The organism is Chitinophaga sp. 01L420 (genome assembly GCF_056399985.1).
This window is the reverse complement of record NZ_JBFTSK010000003.1, coordinates 148,634-168,705: the sequence shown is the minus strand read 5'-3', so window position 1 is coordinate 168,705 and position 20,072 is coordinate 148,634. Positions and strand designations below refer to the sequence as shown.

General features: G+C 45.4%; 13 protein-coding genes. 6 read left to right on the top strand and 7 right to left on the bottom strand.

Translation table 11 applies throughout. The features are described 5' to 3' along the window. Positions 1-53 precede the first annotated feature (53 nt). Positions 54-1,601, top strand: coding sequence for an acyl-CoA mutase large subunit family protein (locus AC1DP6_RS04640; protein WP_477053784.1), 1,548 nt, complete (start codon positions 54-56; stop codon positions 1,599-1,601). A gap of 25 nt (positions 1,602-1,626) precedes the next feature. After that, positions 1,627-2,520: a class I SAM-dependent methyltransferase gene (locus AC1DP6_RS04635; RefSeq protein ID WP_477053783.1), complete on the top strand. Its 894-nt coding sequence runs from the start codon at positions 1,627-1,629 to the stop codon at positions 2,518-2,520. Positions 2,521-2,620: 100 nt separating this feature from the next. Here AC1DP6_RS04635 and AC1DP6_RS04630 read toward each other — a convergent pair whose 3' ends face one another. Continuing rightward, positions 2,621-4,783 carry a S46 family peptidase gene (locus AC1DP6_RS04630; protein ID WP_477053782.1) on the bottom strand — a complete coding sequence of 721 codons (2,163 nt, stop codon included), beginning with the start codon at positions 4,781-4,783 and terminating at the stop codon, positions 2,621-2,623. A gap of 66 nt (positions 4,784-4,849) precedes the next feature. Between AC1DP6_RS04630 and AC1DP6_RS04625 the strand changes: the two genes are divergently transcribed. Next, positions 4,850-6,031 carry a sensor histidine kinase gene (locus AC1DP6_RS04625; protein WP_477053781.1) on the top strand — a complete coding sequence of 394 codons (1,182 nt, stop codon included), beginning with the start codon at positions 4,850-4,852 and terminating at the stop codon, positions 6,029-6,031. A 3-nt stretch (positions 6,032-6,034) separates the two neighbouring features. Beyond that, positions 6,035-6,727: a LytR/AlgR family response regulator transcription factor gene (locus tag AC1DP6_RS04620; protein WP_477053780.1), complete on the top strand. Its 693-nt coding sequence runs from the start codon at positions 6,035-6,037 to the stop codon at positions 6,725-6,727. A 9-nt stretch (positions 6,728-6,736) separates the two neighbouring features. Here the strand turns inward: AC1DP6_RS04620 and AC1DP6_RS04615 are convergent, their stop codons facing one another. The 3 genes from AC1DP6_RS04615 to AC1DP6_RS04605 all read right to left on the bottom strand — a co-directional run bounded on the left by AC1DP6_RS04615 (position 6,737) and on the right by AC1DP6_RS04605 (position 9,007). Further along, entirely contained in the window at positions 6,737-7,228 is a 492-nt protein-coding gene (locus AC1DP6_RS04615) for a hypothetical protein (RefSeq protein ID WP_477053779.1), read from the bottom strand. A 1-nt stretch (position 7,229) separates the two neighbouring features. Then, complete coding sequence (locus AC1DP6_RS04610; protein WP_477053778.1) at positions 7,230-7,940, bottom strand: dioxygenase family protein; 711 nt, start codon at positions 7,938-7,940, stop codon at positions 7,230-7,232. Positions 7,941-8,179: 239 nt separating this feature from the next. Next, complete coding sequence (locus AC1DP6_RS04605) at positions 8,180-9,007, bottom strand: M57 family metalloprotease (RefSeq protein WP_477053777.1); 828 nt, start codon at positions 9,005-9,007, stop codon at positions 8,180-8,182. Between the two features lie 586 nt (positions 9,008-9,593). Here AC1DP6_RS04605 and AC1DP6_RS04600 point away from each other — a divergent pair. Next, a complete protein-coding gene (locus AC1DP6_RS04600; RefSeq protein WP_477053776.1) occupies positions 9,594-12,398 on the top strand; it encodes a S8 family serine peptidase in 2,805 nt (934 codons plus the stop codon). Between the two features lie 369 nt (positions 12,399-12,767). Continuing rightward, complete coding sequence (locus AC1DP6_RS04595) at positions 12,768-14,981, top strand: DUF6055 domain-containing protein (RefSeq protein WP_477053775.1); 2,214 nt, start codon at positions 12,768-12,770, stop codon at positions 14,979-14,981. 83 nt (positions 14,982-15,064) lie between these two features. Here AC1DP6_RS04595 and lpdA read toward each other — a convergent pair whose 3' ends face one another. The 3 genes from lpdA to AC1DP6_RS04580 form a co-directional block, all read right to left on the bottom strand. Beyond that, positions 15,065-16,471, bottom strand: a complete 1,407-nt coding sequence (lpdA, locus tag AC1DP6_RS04590; protein ID WP_477026189.1) for a dihydrolipoyl dehydrogenase — start codon at positions 16,469-16,471, stop codon at positions 15,065-15,067. Between the two features lie 163 nt (positions 16,472-16,634). Beyond that, on the bottom strand, positions 16,635-17,294 hold the full coding sequence (lolA1, locus tag AC1DP6_RS04585) for an outer membrane lipoprotein periplasmic chaperone LolA1 (RefSeq protein WP_441571823.1): 660 nt from the start codon (positions 17,292-17,294) through the stop codon (positions 16,635-16,637). Positions 17,295-17,425: 131 nt separating this feature from the next. After that, complete coding sequence (locus AC1DP6_RS04580) at positions 17,426-20,071, bottom strand: DNA translocase FtsK (RefSeq protein ID WP_477053774.1); 2,646 nt, start codon at positions 20,069-20,071, stop codon at positions 17,426-17,428. Position 20,072: the final 1 nt, after the last annotated feature.

Here is a 20,072-nt window from a genome sequence, read left to right as displayed (position 1 = left end):
GCGGCGAAGTACCATAATAATTATGTAACATTGCAACGCTAGTTTTAGATACTATGGAAAAGACCATTCAAACCGATTCGGGCATCGTTATAGCACCGCTGTATACCCAGCCGGTGGCTATGGAAGAACAACCCGGCAGCTTTCCTTATACCCGGGGCATACACGCTACCATGTACCGCGATAAGCTGTGGACCATGCGCCAATATGCCGGATTCAGTACTGCGGAGGAATCGAATAAACGTTATCATTACCTGTTAAGTCAGGGTGTAATGGGACTGAGTGTGGCATTTGATCTGCCTACACAGATAGGCTATGATTCTGATCATCCCATGTCTGAGGGAGAAGTAGGTAAAGTGGGGGTAGCCATAGATTCGCTGGAGGATATGGAAATATTGTTTAAAGATATTTCTCTCGAACAGATATCTACCTCCATGACCATCAACGCCACCGGGTTTATACTGCTGGCCTTTTATATTGCGCTGGCCAAAAGGCAGGGAGCGGATCTGAAAAAAATTTCCGGCACCATACAAAATGATATCCTGAAGGAATATGCGGCCAGAGGCACTTTCATTTATCCGCCCAAACCCTCTATGCGTTTGATCACGGATATTTTTGCCTATTGCAGCAAGGAAGTCCCCAAGTGGAACACCATCTCCATTTCCGGTTATCATATCCGGGAAGCAGGCGCTAACGCCGTGCAGGAACTGGCCTTTACGCTGGCTAACGGTAAAGCCTATCTGAAAGTAGCCCTGGAAGTAGGATTGGACATCAACGTTTTTGCAAAAAGGTTATCCTTCTTTTTCAATGCACATAATCATCTTTTTGAAGAAGTAGCTAAATTCCGTGCAGCCAGGCGTATGTGGGCGCATATCACCCAATCACTGGGCGCTACAGATCCCAAAGCACAGATGTTGCGTTTCCATACACAAACAGGCGGCAGCACACTGACTGCACAACAGCCGCAGAATAATATTGTGCGGGTAGCCATCCAAACATTGGCTGCTACCATGGGAGGTACCCAATCACTGCATACCAACGGCTACGATGAGGCGTTGTCGTTACCTACAGAAGCCGCTGCCCGTATTGCTCTCCGCACGCAGCAGATTGTTGGCTACGAAAGTGGTGTAGCTGATACGGTAGATCCGCTGGCCGGCTCTTTTTATGTAGAAGCGCTGACCAATGAAGTAGAAAGCAAGGCCTGGGAGCTGATTAATAAAATTGATGCCATGGGCGGCGCTGTCAGTGCCATTGAGCAAGGCTTTGTGCAGGATGAAATTGCCCGCAGCGCATACAGATACCAACAGGAAATTGAGAATAATGAAAAAATTATCATCGGTGTCAATAAATTTACGGCGGCCGACCAGGTAGCGCCGGAAGTTTTCCGCATCGATGACAGCATCCGTATATTGCAATCAGAACGTCTGCAGTCATTACGGGCACGCCGCGACAATGCAGCAGTACAAAGTTCCCTGACACGGATCAAAGACGCTGCCGGCACCAGTGAAAATCTGATGCCGCTGGTTGTGGAAGCAGTGGAACATTTAGCCACACTGGGCGAAATAGCAGATGTACTGAGAGAAGTATGGGGAGAGTATAAATAATTATATAAGCGTATTCAATAATCAAATGAGTTTAATCTATCACAACAACTGCCCGCTTTGTGGTTCATCACAAATACATGAAGCGCTTACTGCCAAAGACTATACTGTATCAAAAGAAACATTCAATATCTTCCATTGCGGAGGCTGTGGTGGCCGGTTTACACAAAACGTACCGGATAGCGCGCACATAGGCCGCTATTACCAGTCGCAGGAATATATTTCTCATTCTGAAACGAAACAGGGACTCATTAACCGTTTATATCACAGCGTCAGAAAGATTACGCTGCGCTCCAAGCAAAACTGGGTGCGCAATGCCGCCGGTATCAAACAAGGTACTTTGCTGGATATAGGTAGTGGCACCGGCGCTTTCCTTCATTATATGCAGGTAGGCGGATGGACAGTAACCGGTTTGGAGCCAGATGAAAATGCCCGCCGGAACGCCAAAGAAATTTACAATATCACAGCACTCCCTATTGAGGAGTTATATACTTTACCTGCACAGCAATTTGATGCGATCACCATGTGGCACGTACTGGAGCATGTACATGAACTGCACGGCTACCTGGATCATATCCGCACATTACTGAAACCAGGTGGATCCCTGCTCATTGCGGTTCCCAACTACACCTCTTCCGATGCTGGTTACTACAAAGAATACTGGGCGGCCTATGATGTCCCCAGACATCTGTATCATTTTTCACCGGGATCTATGGAGAAATTATTAACGCAACACAAAATAAAGCTGGTAAAAAAACACCCGATGGTATTTGATGGCTTCTATGTAAGCTTACTCAGCGAAAAATACAAAACAGGTAAAAGCCGCCTGTTCCAGGGATTTTTCCATGGTTTCCGTTCTTACAGAAAAGGATTGAAAGTAGTAGATCAGTGCAGCTCTATTGTGTACGAATGCAAGATTTAGCTTTTAGCTTTTAGTAAAAATGCAGCGAAGATCAACAGATGATGATCTTCGCTGCATTTTTACTAAAAGCTAAAAGCTAACTGCTAAAAGCTAAAAAAGCTTACATCAACTTCATTTCATCCACCAATCTCGTACATCCGGCATATTTATCAATAATAAACAGCACATAACGGATGTCTACCATGATATTACGGCAGATAGTAGGATCATAGTTAATATCGCTCATAGTACCTTCCCAGGTACGGTCAAAGTTAAGGCCGATCAGGTGTCCGTAAGCATCCAGTGCAGGGCTGCCAGAGTTACCACCGGTAGTATGATTGGAAGCAATGAAGCAAACCGGCATTTTACCATTTACGCCATAACGACCATAGTCTTTTTTCTTGTAGAGTTCAATCAGTCGGGCCGGCACATCAAATTCATAATCACCGGGAATATATTTCTCCATCACACCATCGAGGTAGGTATAAAAATCGTAGTGAATAGCGTCACGTGGATTATAGCCATCTACCTTACCATATGTTATGCGGAGGGTGCTGTTGGCATCCGGATAAAAGCTTTTTTTGCTGCCCATCACATCCATCTGCGCCTGCATATAGGTACGTTGCAGGTTATTGATATTGGATTGAATATCGGCCAGCGGCTTGCTTACATTATCCACAAATCCTTTGCGCATCGCCATTACCAGGCGGGTTGCAGGATCTTTCCACATTTGCGCCACTACCGTATTGTAGGGTTGCTGTACAAATGTTTTCAGTTTTTCGAGAGATGTTAAACCGGATAAAGCATACAGCTTATCCGCCATTGCGCGGCCGTCTTTATTATTCTCCTGCCAGATCTGTGCAAATTCGCTGCCGGCATATTGTGATGGTACACCTTTGGCGTAGAGGTTCGTGAGACTGGCACAAATATCATGATCTACTTTTGCATTGTAGTTCTGGTAAAACGGCTGCATCGTTGCCAGGAATTGTTCGCGCATGGTTTCGTATTGCCCCTCCCCTTTTTCATGTACATCATTCAGGAAAGTGATCAGGCGATCCCCTACCGTAAACAGTTCCACATTTTTCACCAGTTCACTATAGTAGTCACGGGTTTGTGCGTAGGGTTGTATCTGCAGATAATAAGCATTCAGGGAATCCAGTACGCCGTTGTATTTTTGTTTCCATAGCGGGTTGGCTTCCATCAGCTGACGATAACTGGCTTCATATTGCAGTTTCTTACCAATGCCATTGGTTTGTTTCACGCCCTGCATTTCCCCCATCCATTTTTTCCAGTAGTTGGCCGTACCGGCATACTTGGCAGCATATTGAATTTTGATCTGTTGATCTTTGCGCATGTAGCCATCTATGATTTTGAGGGCAGCATCCCGCATCTCTACCTTAGCAGCATCTACCACTTCCACTGTTTGTTTTACTGCTTCAGAAGGCAGATATTCCGTGGTACGACCCGGGAAACCCATCACCATGGTAAAGTCGTTTTGTTTTACGCCTTTCAGGGAAATGGTTAATGCATATTTAGGCTTTAAAGGCACATTATCAGCCGAGTAAGGAGCCGGGCGGCCATCTTTGCCCGCATAGATACGAAACATCGAGAAATCGCCTGTATGACGCGGCCATACCCAATTATCTGTATCTGACCCAAACTTACCGATAGAAGAAGGCGGCGCTCCTACCAGTCTCACATCCCGGTAAGTTTCTGTTACAAACAGAAAATACTGGTTGCCTTCATAAAATGGTTTTATCATCGCATCCTGCCAGCTTTCTTTGCGGGCAGCCTGTTTAATTTCGTTTAAACGCTTGTCTATCGCAGATTGCCGTTCTCTTTCACTCATGCCGGGTTTTACATCCTGCAGAGCGGCTTTGGTAACATCATCAATACGTACAATAAAGGTGGCAAAGAGGCCCGGATTAGGTAGTTCTTCCACGGCAGTTTTGGCCCAGAAACCATTTTCCAGGAAGTTATTCTGCAGGGAGGAATGCTTTTGAATAGCATCGTAGCCACAATGGTGGTTGGTGAGCAGCAATCCCTGTTCAGAGATCACTTCTGCTGTACAGAAGCCGCCAAAGCTGACAATGGCATCTTTGAGACTACCTTTATTGATGCTATAAATATCCGAGGCATTGATTTTCATGCCCATTCCTTTCATCTCTTTCTCATTGAGACCGGATAGCAGCTGTGGCAGCCACATTCCTTCTGTAGCATAAGCTTGCCGCGCAAGTACGAGTAGTACTAATAACAGCACAGGTTTCGCGATTCGTTGCAACATATCTGATATTCTTTTTATAAAACAGGCAATTTACTATAATTCGGGGAGGGTGGAAAAGATAACCCGGTGTTTCCTATCATTCATCGACATAAAGCAGGTATTTACAGAGATCCCGTAGATTATCTGAACAGATTACCAGAATTTCATCCCTATATCTATCTGTCGCAAATGTTCCGGTTAAAATCCTCGGTAGTAATAGCACACATTACAGGGTGGCTGATATGCCTGAGTTTACCCCTGCTGTTTATCAGCGGGCAAACGGGCGACCGTAAGGCACTCTCCATTTTATTTTCAACAGATTACCTGGTGTTCCTGGTAACCTATATTGCATTATTCTACTTCCATACCACTTTCCTGTTTCCCCGGCTGTACTTCCGGAAGCAATATCTATTATACTTTCTGGCAGTTTTCCTGCTGCTGATCATGGTCAATTATATGCGGCCCTTCGATCATCTGTTTACCCGGTTACCACATCCGCCCCATGAAATGCGCTGGCACCCGCCCATGCCACCAGACCATGGAGAAGCCGGCATGCAACCACCTGGTAAACCGCCCGTGAAAGTAGATATGGTTAGTGACTTTCTTTTCCTGCTCACCATTTCACTCAGTATTGCCACCGAAACTACCCGCCGCTGGCGGCAAACCGAGAAAAGAGCCCTATACGCAGAAACCCGCAAAACTCAGGCAGAACTATCCTTTCTAAAAGCCCAGATCAACCCACACTTCCTGTTTAACACCCTTAATAATATTTATTCTCTTGCCATGACCCGTAATGAAAATACGGCCATGAGCATTATGAAGTTATCCAACATGCTCCGCTATGTGACGGAAGATACCCGGCACGACTATGTATTGCTGGAAAGTGAAATTGATTGTCTACGTGATTATATAGATCTTCAGAAACTCCGGCTCACCACCAAAACAAAGGTCAACTTTTCTGTGACTGGCAGTCCGGGTATCAAATGTATTGCACCACTGGTACTACTCCCTTTCCTGGAAAATGCTTTCAAATACGGAGTGAGTAACCATGAGCCATCTGAAATTAATATACAGCTGAATACCTCTGAAAATCATATTCATTTCTTCTGCAGCAATAAACTGTTCAGAATTACACGGGATACAAGCCGTACGGGCATTGGTATTTCCAACACCCGGCAAAGACTGGATCATTTATATCCTGACAAATATGAATTGCAGATCAGTGAAGACAATGGCGCTTATGCGATTACATTACAATTACAGGTATAACGGATGGAGATAAAATTTATAGCGATAGATGATGAACCACCCGCCTTGCAGGTGATAAAGACCTACGCACAGGAATTTCCCTGGCTGAAGTTGCTGCATACTTTTGAAGATGCCATATCGGCTTCCGAATACCTGCGCCAGGTACCGGTAGATCTTATCTTTCTCGATATCCACATGCCAGATGTAAACGGGCTGGATCTGGCCAGGGGCCTTACCAGCAACCCTATGATCATTTTCACCACCGCTTACCGGCAATATGCTTACGAAGGTTTTGAGCTGGATGCCATCGATTATTTGCTCAAACCTATTCCGTTTCAACGTTTTGAAAAAGCCGTACAAAAAGCACAAACCTATTTGCGGCAACAGCAGCAGCCCCCTGCTACGGAAAGCCTGTTGGTGCATTCGTCCTACCACATGGTGAAAATACCGTTACATGAAATTGTATACATAGAAAGTATGGAGGACTATATCCGGATACATCTTACTCAACGGGCGCCGGTACTCACCCTGATGACCTTGAAAAAAATGATGGAAAAGCTGCCGGCAGGCAGGTTCCGGAGAATCCACCGCAGTTATATTGTGGCAGTAGATAAAGTACGTGCCGTTATTAACAGGAAAGTGAAACTCTCTTCCGCAGCGGAACTACCTGTAAGTGACAGTTACAGCGACTTTATCCGTGACTGGAAACAACAGTAAATAGCTGGTTTAAGCATTCTCCTCATAATTACAAATCGAAATATGCTCACTTAACTTTAGCGTAAACGCATCTGTGGTATCATGAAACCCTAACAGCAGGTAATCTCCTATTATGCTGTGGAGCAGCAGTGGCGCCGTATAATACAGGATCGCTACTTTATGCGCCTGCCGGTCCTGCGTATCAGACGCTATTATTTTGAACTGGTGGCGATCGAAAGACAACTGGATATTCCCCAACGTATCCCAGGTATCGGGCACCAGTTTGTTCAGTGACTGAATATACAGCCCCACAGCAAACCCTGTTTTATAGTGCAGGGAATTGGCTTTGGGTTGCTGTGCCACTATTTCCGCAAAAGTCCGGTATTGTGCTGCCTGGTTATACACCTGTGATTGCAGCAGAAATTCTTCATAGGAATCATGGAATACCTGCTTTGCAAAGTTGGTAGTACCTGTAGCATCAATCACCTGGCGAATGACCAGTCTGATCATTGTTTTACCCATATCAACCTCCTACATAAAGATGGTGAACAAGATCATATCCTCCACTGCTGTTGGCTGTTACAGTGGCCAGTTCGCCGGACAAAGAATCGCTGAAAACCATGTCCGCGCTGTTTTTGGCGATGCTGGTATTTTGCCCGTGTGCTGCATATAAAGTTGTTTTATACACCGCTGTATTGATATCATCCGGGAAGGCAATTTGTGTAGTGCATTTCAACTTGTTATCCACATATATCTGTGCATGAATATGCGTGACCCTGCCTTCATACCAGCCGGGATAGACAGACGTAAACTTCACTTGTCCTGCAGCATCTGTGTACTGCAGTCCTCTGCAAAACACCAGTGCCGTATTATCCTGGTTACCCAGGTAGCCCCTGTTACTATAACCCGAGTAATAGCCATCCTTATCACAATGCCAGATATCTACTCTTGCATTTGCCAATGGTTTACAGCTATCGTTTGTGTTCAGCACATCAAGAACGATAGATAGTGGTATGCCATCCTTACCATCGGTGATATCCACACGTTGTATGGATGATCCACGGCTGGTGTACAGGGGATAAGGGCCGTCTGTTTCTTCCGGAGATACAGTACAGGCACCATCATTTCCGACAGGATCTGTTGTGTTACTTTTTTTACAGGCTTCTATCAGCACAGGCACTGCGGTGGCACTGATGAATAGTTGTTTCAGGAATTTTTTACGGGTGTTTTCCATCGCATCAATTTTTGATCTGTCCTAAAGATTTCGATTATGCGGTGGAAAGACAAAAATTATAGATGAACAGGCGGGATGTACCGGAGAATAAATCAGAGGGGCTGTAAAAACAGTATTTCCGGCCTGAAATCTTTTGATAACAGTATTTATTCCGGGAGAGAGATCCCGTAATAATGCTGCTCCAGCATCAAAAAATTCCAGGAGCCGGAAATACTTTAACAGATTAGCTCATGCAACGATTAGTGATACAGATAGTTCAGTGCAATGATGTCATTCGCGTTGAATGTACGGTTGCCGCCATTAGAGCAGGCCAGCATCCAGGAGTTAGCATCAGGTCCGGTAGGAGTTCCAGGAATCCATACGGCACCTACTCCGCCATCACCTTCGTTTACAGCACTACCACCGCAACTGTAGGCACGGTTCATGTAATCGGTATGACGCATACCAATACAGTGACCCACTTCATGTTGGATCACAGAACCTACATAGAGTACATTAGGATTAGAACCATAAGCTGCCGCATTTGTGTTCATTTTAATGGTAGCATAAGGATTACCACCGCTGGTAGGGAAACCGGAAGATCCCAGTGTGATGTAACCACCACTTGGTCCCTGGTTGAATCCTTTGATAGTAATGTTAGGAGTACCACTTGTAATACGCTGGAAGGTGATACGTAATCCCAGCCTGTTATAGCGGGCAATAGCCGTATCAGTTCCGGCAATAAATGCAGCACCCAGACCGGTTACTTTAATTTTGATAACGCGGGGCAAAGCAGTTACCAGTAAATTAGTACGGTACTGTTCATCTTTTGCTATCCTGAGAACAGGACTTACTACTTTTTCTTTCAATTGTTCTGCGCTCAGCAGGATGTCACCTTCTACCAGGTAACCATCTTCTGTTTTCAACACATTGTCGGTACTGAAACCGTTGGCTTTAATCTGGGCTAACACCTCTGCTGATACTGGGTCTGGCTTTACTTCTTCTTTTTGTGCGCCGTTTTTCGAACAGGACGCAAACAGGAAAGTAGCTGCCATACAGCAAAGGACAGGAATTGATTGTTTTCTCATAGATTCAAATTTTGGTTTTGGTTTAGAAAAAAAGATATCCATATTGCCTGTTCCTGCAAACAAGCAACTGTTAACAATACCAAATGTCTGCAGTGATCTGTGGCGGAATAAAGCACGAAAAGATATTTACAAGTGCATAAAATACACTTGTAACACTATCGGCTTATTGCCTCAAATGCAACTGCTCCAGCTTTGTTTATCTTTCCAAAAAACCACGGTTTAGGTGTGCTCTCGTTTTTGGATGCATACAATAGCTAAATGCCTGTTTTACACGGCATTCTATTTCTAATGGCTTGGCGATGATTCAGTAATACCGGCTCTTTCCGGCTACAAAGACTTGCTCGACTGATTAACTTGCTCAACTGTTTAACTTACTAGTAAAATGGTTTTCCAGCTCGTTGTTTAGATTTGTTCAGATTTTGTTGAAATTTACGCTCGGGATTTCCCCTTTCAATATTACAACTTTCGTTTTACTTAAAAAAAATATTTTGTTTTTATCCTTATAAAATTGTGTCGAAAAAGTAAATACAGTAGCTTTAAGTAGCAACACAAAACCAAAATCCTTGAACTGTTGTCATCATCCTGCATGAAGTCAAATACCCTGAAAATATGGACCCTGCTAACTTTGGTGCTATGCTACTGTTATAGCACCGCTGCACAGCAAAAAATTTCAACCGATAGCATTCCCCAACGGTATGCGACGGATACATTTTCGGATGCACACCCCATCTCTCCTTTCCTTGTAAAATTTAAAAAGATACCCGCGTCATCCGTACTGCGGCAATGTGGACTGATACAGCCTATTACCCGCTACCACTATATAATACAACAGCTACCCAAAGACAGTAGTATTTTATACGCTTATCATGCCAATGCCAATTACAAAGCGAGTGTTGCTTTACTGCAACAGCTGGAAAAGGCCAATAACACGGACAGTATAACGCTCCAGGTATCTTTCAAGCGGAATGAACAACTGGCCCATGCCAGTATACGTATGTATTCCGACAGATTTTCTGTAGCCGTAGTACGGGTTCAAAAGCAACACTGGCAGGAATTTATCAGTCAGCCTGCTATACTATTTGCTGATATGGTAAGGCATCCTAAACCGGAAATCATCATTAATACCAGCAATCTTACTATCAATAGCATCCGTATTGCACAACAACAGTTTCCACTTGTACGCGGAAAACGTGTAGCCGTTTCCGTTAAAGAAGATCGTTTTGATACCACAGATATTGATTTACAGGGCAGGTATCTCCCCTCTAACTATGCTTCTGCATCGAGTAGTTCGCATGCACTGATTATGGCCACACTGATTGGCGGTGCAGCTAACAGCGGTATGAACGGGCAGGGCGTAGCATCGGAAGTAAAACTGAGTTCGGCTGATTACAACAGCAGTTTATTTCCGGACGATAATAATTATTACACACAATCCGGTATCACGATTCAAAATCATTCCTACGGCACCGGTATAGAAAATTATTACGGAGCAGAAGCTGTTGCCTACGATCAGCATATCCGGGAAGCCGATACGATTGTACATGTATATTCTTCCGGCAATATAGGGAACAACACGTCCTCTTCCGGGCGGTACCAGGGTATTGCCAATTACGCCAATCTATCCGGTAATTTTAAACAGGCTAAAAATATCATTTCAGTAGGCGGCACAGATGGTGTTTCACAGGTAATTGCCCTGAGTTCCAGGGGCCCTGCTTATGACGGCCGTATCAAACCGGAAATTGCTGCCTATGGAGAAGATGGTACTTCCGGTGCAGCTGCACTTACCTCCGGAGTAGCTGCCCTGCTGCAGGATGCATGGCGCCAACAGCATAGCAGCCCGGTATCTTCTGCGCTGATCAAAGCCGTCATCCTCAATAGCGCCACGCGTCCGGCTGGCATACTTCCCTCTTATGAGCATGGCTATGGCTACCTGCAGGCATTAGGCGCCCTGCAAACATTACAGGAAAACCGTGTACTCTCAGGGGAAGTGAGCAACGGTAAAATAACCAACTTCGATATCAGCATACCGGCAGGCATACAGCAGGTAAAAGTTACGCTGTGCTGGAATGATCCCGCGGCGCCTGTAAACGCCGTTAAAGCGCTTGTAAACGACCTGGATCTGGCAGCTACCACGGCAGATAACAACACCTGGCTCCCCTGGGTGCTCAATGCCTACCCGGCGGCTGATTCACTGAAAGCCCCTGCTAAACGGGGCAGAGACAGCATCAATAATACAGAACAGATCAGCATTGACCGCCCCATTGCGGGCAAACTGCATCTCAGTATAAAAGGCACACAGTTATCCACTGCTACACAATCATTTTACCTTGCCTATGAATTTACACCGATGCAACGTTTTCAATGGCAAAACCCTGCACCGGAAAACATCCTGCCTGCGGCACAAAATGCACCCCTGCAATGGCAAACTACGTATAGTGGTAACGGTGATATTTCCTATAGTACAGACAGCGGCCACACCTGGCTGCCGATAGCACAAAACGTTCCGGTAGCGCAGGGTGTATATAACTGGATGACGCCTGATATTTTCCAACAGGTATTGCTGAAACTAACGTTAACAGATACCTCCTTTATAAGTGCGCCCTGCTATGTCTCGCCTCAACTGACCATTCATACCGGTTTTAACTGTACTGATACCGTCATGCTTTACTGGAATGCACAACCCGATGCTGCCGGTTATCAACTATATACTATGGGTAGCAGCACCTTAATTCCGTATAGCCAACCCCGTGATACTTTTACGTTCATTCCAAAATCAATGGCGTCTTCCCTCTATTTTGCCGTCAGTCCCATTGCTAAAGCCGGCTGGACGGGCATGCGCAGCTATACCGCTGATTACTCACAGCAGGGCGTGGGCTGTTATGTGCAAAACCTGCTGGCAGATAAAACAACTGATAATAAAGTATTGCTGTCTCTTACTCTCGGCAGTACCTGGCACCTTACCAACCTGTACTGGGAACGATCTTCCCCCAAAGGCTGGATCAGCCTGGATTCCCTGACAATTGGGGAGACCATGAATTTTAATTTCTTAGACAACCAGCCGACAGAAGGGTTCGTTCATTATCGCGTACGACTGCAAACTATAGATGGTCGTGTTATCTATTCCGATATTGCCACCGTAAGTATATTCCTCAATAACAGCATCCTGTTATTCCCCAACCCTGTAAGTACCCAGCTATACATCCTGGACGCACAAATGCGCAGCCGGAAAATGGTGATTTCAGATATGAGCGGGCGGATAGTGATGCAGCGTGACCTGGAAAATAACCAGGAAGTCATTCCTGTGCAGCAGCTGCCCAACGGCGTTTTTAACTGCAGTATTTATGTGGATGGAAAACGCATTTATACAAAACAGTTTGTAAAGCAGGAGTAGCACCCCTCCCGGCCACAGGGTAAAATTCATCAATAACCGGTTAAGATCGTAGCGGAAATAATCCTGCTGAACCATTAACTTTAAGTGTCAATAAGACAATTAAATATTTCTTATTAAGACCTGATACTTTCCACCGTATTTATAATACGATGCCTGAAAATCCGATAGCAAAAAGAACCGACAGCCCTGTTATTAATTTATTTACGCTGGTCTTTTAGTATGCCTGACCAGTGTACTCACCTGTGCTGATAGTCCCCGTGCATCCCTTTCCAATAATACTGATAGCTACGGCGCCTTGCCATGGCTGGTTCCCACGTGTGCCTGATTTTTCTGAACCATACATTTTCAACCAACACAAATCAATTATTTATGAAAAAAGCTTTATCTCTTTTCGTCTTTCTGTTAATGACCGTACTCGTATCGGCGCAAAAAACGGTATACATACCTCCCGAATTCAGTACGGACCCCTATTTATCTACCTGGTCATACAGCCGCAGTTATCAATCGGCCAACTTCGTGGTATTCTGGGGGGCGGTAGTAGGCACTAATCCGGCAACTTACAGCGATCCTAACCTGGCATTCAATCCGCAGGCTATATGTGATACGCTGGAAAAAATCTATACAAAATATATAACGGAAATCGGTTTCTGTTCAGATGCTGCCACCAAAAACCTGGGCAAATACAAACTCATTATCGTGATGAATGACACCTGGGGAACGGGAGGCCCCAGTGGATGGGCCTTTGGCGGCACCTACGGTAATACTATCGGGGCCATGTGGGTGCATCCCAATGCTACCAGGGACGGTGGCGTTACCAGCCATGAACTCACGCACAGCTTACAGGGCATGATTGCCATCCAGGAAAATGCCAACTGTGGCTTTAACGATTATGATCCTGCGGGCTTCTTCTGGGAAACACATGCTAACTTCATGCGTACACAAATGTATCCCCGTTTTGCCAATGATGACCTGCCCCGGTGGATGGCTACCAGCATGTTCCATTTTAGCTCCACCCGGCACCATTACGATGCTTTTAAAATGCTGTGGTATATGCAACAGGTGGACGGTATTACAATGGTGAACAGATTGTGGAAAGAATCAATCCGCACCAGTTCTACCGCAGGAGAACATCCGCTGATGACTTACAGACGTCTTAAAAGCTGGACCCAGGCGCAGCTCAATACCTTTATGTACGACTATGTTAAAAGGGAAGTAGCCTGCGACTATACTGTAAACGGATTTGGGGCTATTTACAAAGCAGAACGCGATCGCTTAAAAGTGCAGGAACCACATTATATCTGGCGGCTATATACTATGCTGCAGCAGGTGAATGCTACCACCGGAAGATATAAAATAGATAATGCCAGCGCACCACAGGATTATGGCTACAATATTATTCCGTTGTACACCACCTGCAGTGCCAGGAATGTAACCGTAAAATTTAAAGGACATACAGAAGTTAACACTACTGCCGGCTGGCGTTATGGTTTTGTGACCACACTGTCGAATGGTAATATATCCCGCTATGGTACTACAGCTACTGCAAATGAAAGTGAAATCAGCTTTACTATGAACAGCAATGAAACGCAGTTGTACCTGGTAGTGATGGGTGCTCCCACCACCCATACCAGCTATGTATGGGAGCCTGGCTGGCCTAAAATAAAACGCTATCCCTATGAACTACGTATAGCCAACGCCGTACCTGAAGGTTATCAAAGTACTTTCCGCTCCGCGTACAAAACTAACGGTCATACCCATACGAATGGCGGTGGCTGGGTAGCCAACAGTGCTACTGTTGCTTCTACTGCCTATGTAGGACCCAAAGCTATTGTACTGGGCAATTCCGTTATCACCGGCACTGCACAGATTACGGGCAATGCCTGGGTGGAAAATGCCACTGTGGGTAATACCGTGACCATTAGCGGTAATGCCAGCGTATATGGTGGCAATTACACCGGCAGCGCAGTGGTGACAGATAACGCCGTGCTCACCGATTGTACGGTTTCCGGTAGTGCCAATATAAAGGGCGATGCACTGGAATGGGGCGTTACCTTTGACAATGCCGTGGTAGTAGGTGGCGACGCCGAAATAGGCAGCTGCGCCACCAATGGCACCTATCTCCAGATACCACACCCGAACAATGGCAGGGCAGACTGTGATGGCAAAAGTGCAGGCGATGCATCTAACACAGATGTAAACACCGCCTGGACCCAGTTCACCGATGCACAGATGGCCTGGAGTACCACTCCTACCTGCAGCGGCACCATTATGCCTGCCGCCATAACGGACAGCAGCCTGCTGCTGAAAACTACCGGCAATGCCGCTGCAGTATCCGCCATACGGGTGTATCCTAACCCGGTTGTTAACCAGTTTACCGTTACCCTGCAGGGATTCCGGAACACCAGCAATGTGCAGCTGATCATTTACAACAGCCAGGGATTGCCGGTACATGTGAAAGAGATGCAGAAAGCGAGAACGACCACTTTAAAGGCGAAAGACTGGAGTACGGCTCCTGGTATCTATTACCTGAGAGCCAGCGATGGAAATAAAGCAGCTACGGAAAAGCTGATTGTAACTAACTGACGCAGTTACGTACCAATTAACAACAAAACAGCCGTTCTGATCAGATCAGAACGGCTGTTTGCTGTATTTACAATGATATGTGATTACAGGTGAATGGCTTCGCCGTAAGCTACTTCTATAGCGTCTTTTACAGATTCGCTCATAGTTGGATGCGGGTGGATAGAATCCAGCACTTCCTGGTAAGTAGTTTCCAGTTTACGCGCTACTACTGTTTCTGCGATGATTTCTGTAACGTTGGCACCGATCATGTGGGTACCTAACCATTCGCCGTATTTAGCGTCAAAGATCACTTTTACGAAACCTTCAGTAGCACCGGCTGCAGAAGCTTTACCGGAAGCAGAGAATGGGAATTTACCCACTTTAACTTCGTAACCGGCTTCTTTCGCTGCCTTTTCAGTATAACCAACAGAAGCAATTTCAGGTGCGCAATAAGTACAGCCTGGAATGTTCATATAGTCAATAGTAGCTGGTTTATGTGCATATTTCTTTTCGTTATATGCGATGGCTTCCACGCAAACGATCGCTTCTTTGGAAGCTACGTGTGCCAGTGCCTGACCAGGAACCATGTCGCCGATAGCATAAACGCCCGGAACATTGGTTTGGTAGTATTTATCTACCAGTACGCGGCCTTTATCGGTTTTAATACCCATTCCTTCCAGACCGATATTTTCGATATTAGCTGCAATACCCACCGCGCTCAGTACCACGTCTGCTTCCAGGGTGATTTCGCCGGTTTGTGTTTTCACTTTAGCTTTCACACCGTCACCAGCTGCTTCCACTGCTTCTACAGAAGCGTTGGTCATGATTTCGATGCCTTTCTTTTTGTATATTTTTTCCAGTTCTTTGGAGATATCTTCGTCTTCTACCGGAACAATGCGTGGGAGGAACTCAACGATGGTTACTTTAGTACCCAGGGTTGCGTAGAAATAAGCAAATTCAACACCAATCGCACCAGAACCCACTACAATCATGGATTTAGGTTGCTTAGGCAATACCATTGCTTCGCGGTAACCAATTACATTCTTACCGTCAATTTTCAGGTTAGGCAGCTCACGTGCACGGGCACCTGTAGCCAGAATGATGTGTTTTGCTTCGTGTACAGCAGCTTTACCGTCTTTATCAGTAACTTCTACCTGGCCTTTGGATTTTACCTTTCCATTGCCCATTAATACATCAATCTTATTTTTCTTCATCAGGAACTGAACGCCCCTGCTCATTTTATCAGCAACACCGCGACTACGCTTGATCACCGCCTCAAAGTCTACCTGTGCATCACTTACAGTAATACCATAGTCTTTTGAATGCTGCGTATATTCAAAAACCTGTGCAGTTTTTAATAAAGCTTTGGTTGGAATACAGCCCCAGTTTAAACAGATACCACCCAGGCTCTCTCTTTCCACGATTGCAGTTTTAAATCCCAGCTGAGAAGCACGGATAGCAGCCACATATCCGCCGGGCCCACTACCAATTACGATTACGTCGTATGCCATATTGTTTAATTTTAAATTGAACTCGCCAAAGGTAAATAAATAAGCAGAAAGCGCAAACAGCTTTTAGCCATTAGCTTTTAGCTATTAGCAAAATGCAGCGAAGATCAGGTGTTATCCCATCTCCGCTGCATTTTGCTAATAGCTAAAAGCTAATGGCTAAAAGCTACCGAAGGTCCACCACTTCCACGCCAGGATAGTTCTTGGCGTCAAAAGTAAAGGTAGCATCGCTCAGGTTGGTATTTGGTGTAAAATTGGTGATTTCGTACGTGTAGTGATTACCGTTTTTCTCAAAAACCTTCATTTTCGCGATACTCTGGTTTTTCTTATCTACAGAAACAATCACTTTAAAAACGTTCTTGGATTTATCAGTAGGTGTCAGCTCAATGTTCTGCAACACTTTACCTTTTTCAGTCGTTTCAGGTTCCAGTTTGTACAAATAATCTTTATCGTAGAAATTGGTGAACAGTTTAGCAGGTGTCATAGCGCCACTGCTTTGATCCACGTTATTAACCGTTACCTCGTTTACATCCTTGGCATATGTCCAGGATGTTTTGTTATCACTGATTATTTCCTGGCCCGGCAGCGTTACTTTATATTTAGCGCCTTTCAGGTATACGGTTCCTTTTTTGGAATCTGTTACACTGTTGTTGGCACCTTCTACTTTCAATATAAAATTAGCTACTACTGTTTTTAATGATTTGAATTTATTACTAACACCATCCAGAACGGTTTTAGCCTTGGGGTCGGATCCGCCCTTAGATTGTGCCATGCCGCTGAAAATGATACCACTCAACAACATTCCTGTTAATACAAATTTCTTCATCGTAGTTTTTTTTAGTTTGTGCTAACCTGCAAAGACAAATGCCATGCCGGTATAGCTGTTGGTCTTTTACAGGGTGCGAAATTCAGCATATTTCCTGAAAAAGGGTAATAATTTCGAAAGACCTTAAGATATTATAACAAATTATTAAGGATTTCCTGTAATTCGCTTTCCGATCTCACCAATACCTCTCTTGCCTTGCTACCCATGTTGGGGCCTACTATATTGGCTGCTTCGAGCTGATCCATGAGTCTTCCTGCCCGGTTATACCCCAGTTTCATACGGCGTTGCAGTAAAGAAGTTGACCCCTGCTGGGTGGTAACGATCACCTGGGCGGCTTCTTCAAATAGCGGATCCCGGTCAGCAATACTGAGTTCTTTACCATCCGGATCCTTGTCATCTACATACTCAGGCAGCAGGAATGCGTCCGGATAGCCTTTCTGATTTCCGATGAATTCGGCCACATTTTCCACTTCCGGCGTATCTACAAAGGCGCATTGCAGACGTACCAGCTCCCCGTTAAAGGAAACCAGCATATCCCCCTGACCGATGAGCTGCTCCGCACCGCCAATATCCAGGATGGTACGGGAATCTATTTTGGAAGATACCTTAAAGGCCACGCGGGCCGGGAAGTTAGCTTTAATGGTACCGGTGATAATGTTTACAGAAGGGCGTTGCGTGGCAATGATGAGGTGAATACCCACTGCACGGGCCAGCTGCGCCAAACGGGCAATCGGCATTTCCACTTCCTTACCAGCTGTCATGATCAGATCCGCGAACTCATCCACCACCAATACAATGAAAGGCAGGTAACGGTGTCCTTTCAACGGATTCAGGCGGCGCTGGGTAAACTTACCATTGTACTCGCGGATATTACGGGTACCTGCTTCCTTAAGCAGGTCGTAGCGCAGATCCATTTCAATACACAAGGCATTGAGAGTGTGGATCACTTTCTTGGTATCGGTAATAATCGCATCATCTTCACCTGGTAATTTAGCCAGGAAGTGCTTCTCAATGAGCTTGTACAGCGATAGTTCCACTTTTTTGGGATCTACCAGTACAAACTTCAGCTGGGAAGGATGCTTTTTATACAACAGCGATACCAGCAATGTGTTGATACCCACAGATTTACCCTGCCCGGTAGCACCCGCCATGAGCAGGTGGGGCATTTTAGCCAGATCTGCAATGAAGTTCTCATTGTCGATCTTTTTACCAATGGCAATCGGCAAATCCATGGTGCTGGTCTGGAACTTTTCCGAGGCCAGTATATTTTTAAGTGATACGATGGTTTTCTTTACGTTAGGTACCTCTATACCAATGGTACCTCTACCCGGGATAGGGGCAATGATACGGATACCAAGCGCCGACAGACTCAGGGCGATGTCATCTTCCAGGTTTTTAATGCGGGAGATACGAACGCCGGCAGCCGGCACAATTTCATACAGTGTCACTGTTGGTCCTACGGTAGCACTTATTTTCTGTATAGAGATGTCATAATTCTTCAGGGTATCAATGATCTGGTTTTTATTCTTTTCCAGTTCAGCAGTGTCCTGTACAATTACTTTATCGGCGTTATGGTTTTCCAGCAGGTCCAGTGTTGGAAACTTATAGTCTCTCAGGTCCAGCGAAGGATCGTACGGATCTACCGGCTCCACCGGTCTGGATGGCTGGATTTCCTCTACCTCTTCTTCTTCATCCCGGAAAGTAGGCTTAATTTCAAATGCCACTTCCTGCGGCTCGTTTTTCTTTCTACTTGGCGGAGGTGTTTGTTCCGGTATTTCTTCTATATACAATAATGGTCCGGGGTCTTCTTCCTCCTCTTCTTCCTCAGACAATTCCGCGTCAGATGCTTCCGGCAATCCGGGTGTAACAACGGGTGTTGCTGGTGGCATGTAGGCAGCATGAGAAGGTATCACGGTGATGTCTTCTCTTTCTACCAGGTGCATGGGAGGCAGGTCTTCTTCGTCTTCTTCTTCCACTTCTTCATGTGGAGGAATCACCATTACACCACCCTCTCCTTTCAATCCGTTTTTACGGGGATCTTCTTTAACCGGGATGGAGGCAGGCGCCGCAGCCGCATTGGCTACAGGTGGCACTGGAACAGCGGCAGGAACTGGTTTAGGAGCTTTTATTTTCTTTTCCGGCCATTTGAAATCAAAATTAAATTTCCAGATGAGCCAGGAGAAACCCACTACCAGTAATAAGAGCGCTGTACCCGTTTTACCTACAAAACCAGAGGTCCATTTATTGAGGGCATCACCCAAAGCACCTCCCCAGGGGAAATCTCCTCCGCCGGCTACAAATGCCATGGACATGCTGATAAAGAGCAGACCGAATAAAATATATTTTACGTTACGCCATACGCGGAAAACGCGGCGACCCACAATGAAGTTAATACCAACAATAAAAAAGAAGTAAYAGAACAGGTAAGCGGCAATACCTACACCGTAAAAAAAGAAGTTGTGTGACACATAAGCTCCCAGGCGGCCCAGCAGATTATCTACTTTTACATCGCCGAAGAAAAGCTCCCGGGTAGAATAATGGAATATTTTATCCTGGTCATCTTCCCAGGTAAAAAGATAGGAGGTAAAAGCAATAAAACAATAAACAGACAGCAAAAGAAAGAACACGCCCATTACTTTATGGGTACGTTCATCTTTCACCAGCTCTTTTACTTTTACCTCAGGCTCCTTGTCTTTCGTCAACACTTCTGGATTTGGTGTGGGGCCTTTCGGTTTCTTGCTTTCCGGTTTTTCGGTTTTCAGTTTATTCCTGGACATA

Coding starts and splice junctions, on each gene's coding strand:
- AC1DP6_RS04630 (WP_477053782.1), bottom strand. CDS start 4,783: ATGTTGCAACGAATCGCGAAACCTGTGCTGTTATTAGTACTACTCGTA.
- AC1DP6_RS04605 (WP_477053777.1), bottom strand. CDS start 9,007: ATGAGAAAACAATCAATTCCTGTCCTTTGCTGTATGGCAGCTACTTTC.
- lpdA (WP_477026189.1), bottom strand. CDS start 16,471: ATGGCATACGACGTAATCGTAATTGGTAGTGGGCCCGGCGGATATGTG.
- AC1DP6_RS04595 (WP_477053775.1), top strand. CDS start 12,768: ATGAAAAAAGCTTTATCTCTTTTCGTCTTTCTGTTAATGACCGTACTC.
- AC1DP6_RS04610 (WP_477053778.1), bottom strand. CDS start 7,940: ATGGAAAACACCCGTAAAAAATTCCTGAAACAACTATTCATCAGTGCC.
- lolA1 (WP_441571823.1), bottom strand. CDS start 17,294: ATGAAGAAATTTGTATTAACAGGAATGTTGTTGAGTGGTATCATTTTC.
- AC1DP6_RS04640 (WP_477053784.1), top strand. CDS start 54: ATGGAAAAGACCATTCAAACCGATTCGGGCATCGTTATAGCACCGCTG.
- AC1DP6_RS04635 (WP_477053783.1), top strand. CDS start 1,627: ATGAGTTTAATCTATCACAACAACTGCCCGCTTTGTGGTTCATCACAA.
- AC1DP6_RS04615 (WP_477053779.1), bottom strand. CDS start 7,228: ATGGGTAAAACAATGATCAGACTGGTCATTCGCCAGGTGATTGATGCT.
- AC1DP6_RS04600 (WP_477053776.1), top strand. CDS start 9,594: ATGAAGTCAAATACCCTGAAAATATGGACCCTGCTAACTTTGGTGCTA.
- AC1DP6_RS04620 (WP_477053780.1), top strand. CDS start 6,035: ATGGAGATAAAATTTATAGCGATAGATGATGAACCACCCGCCTTGCAG.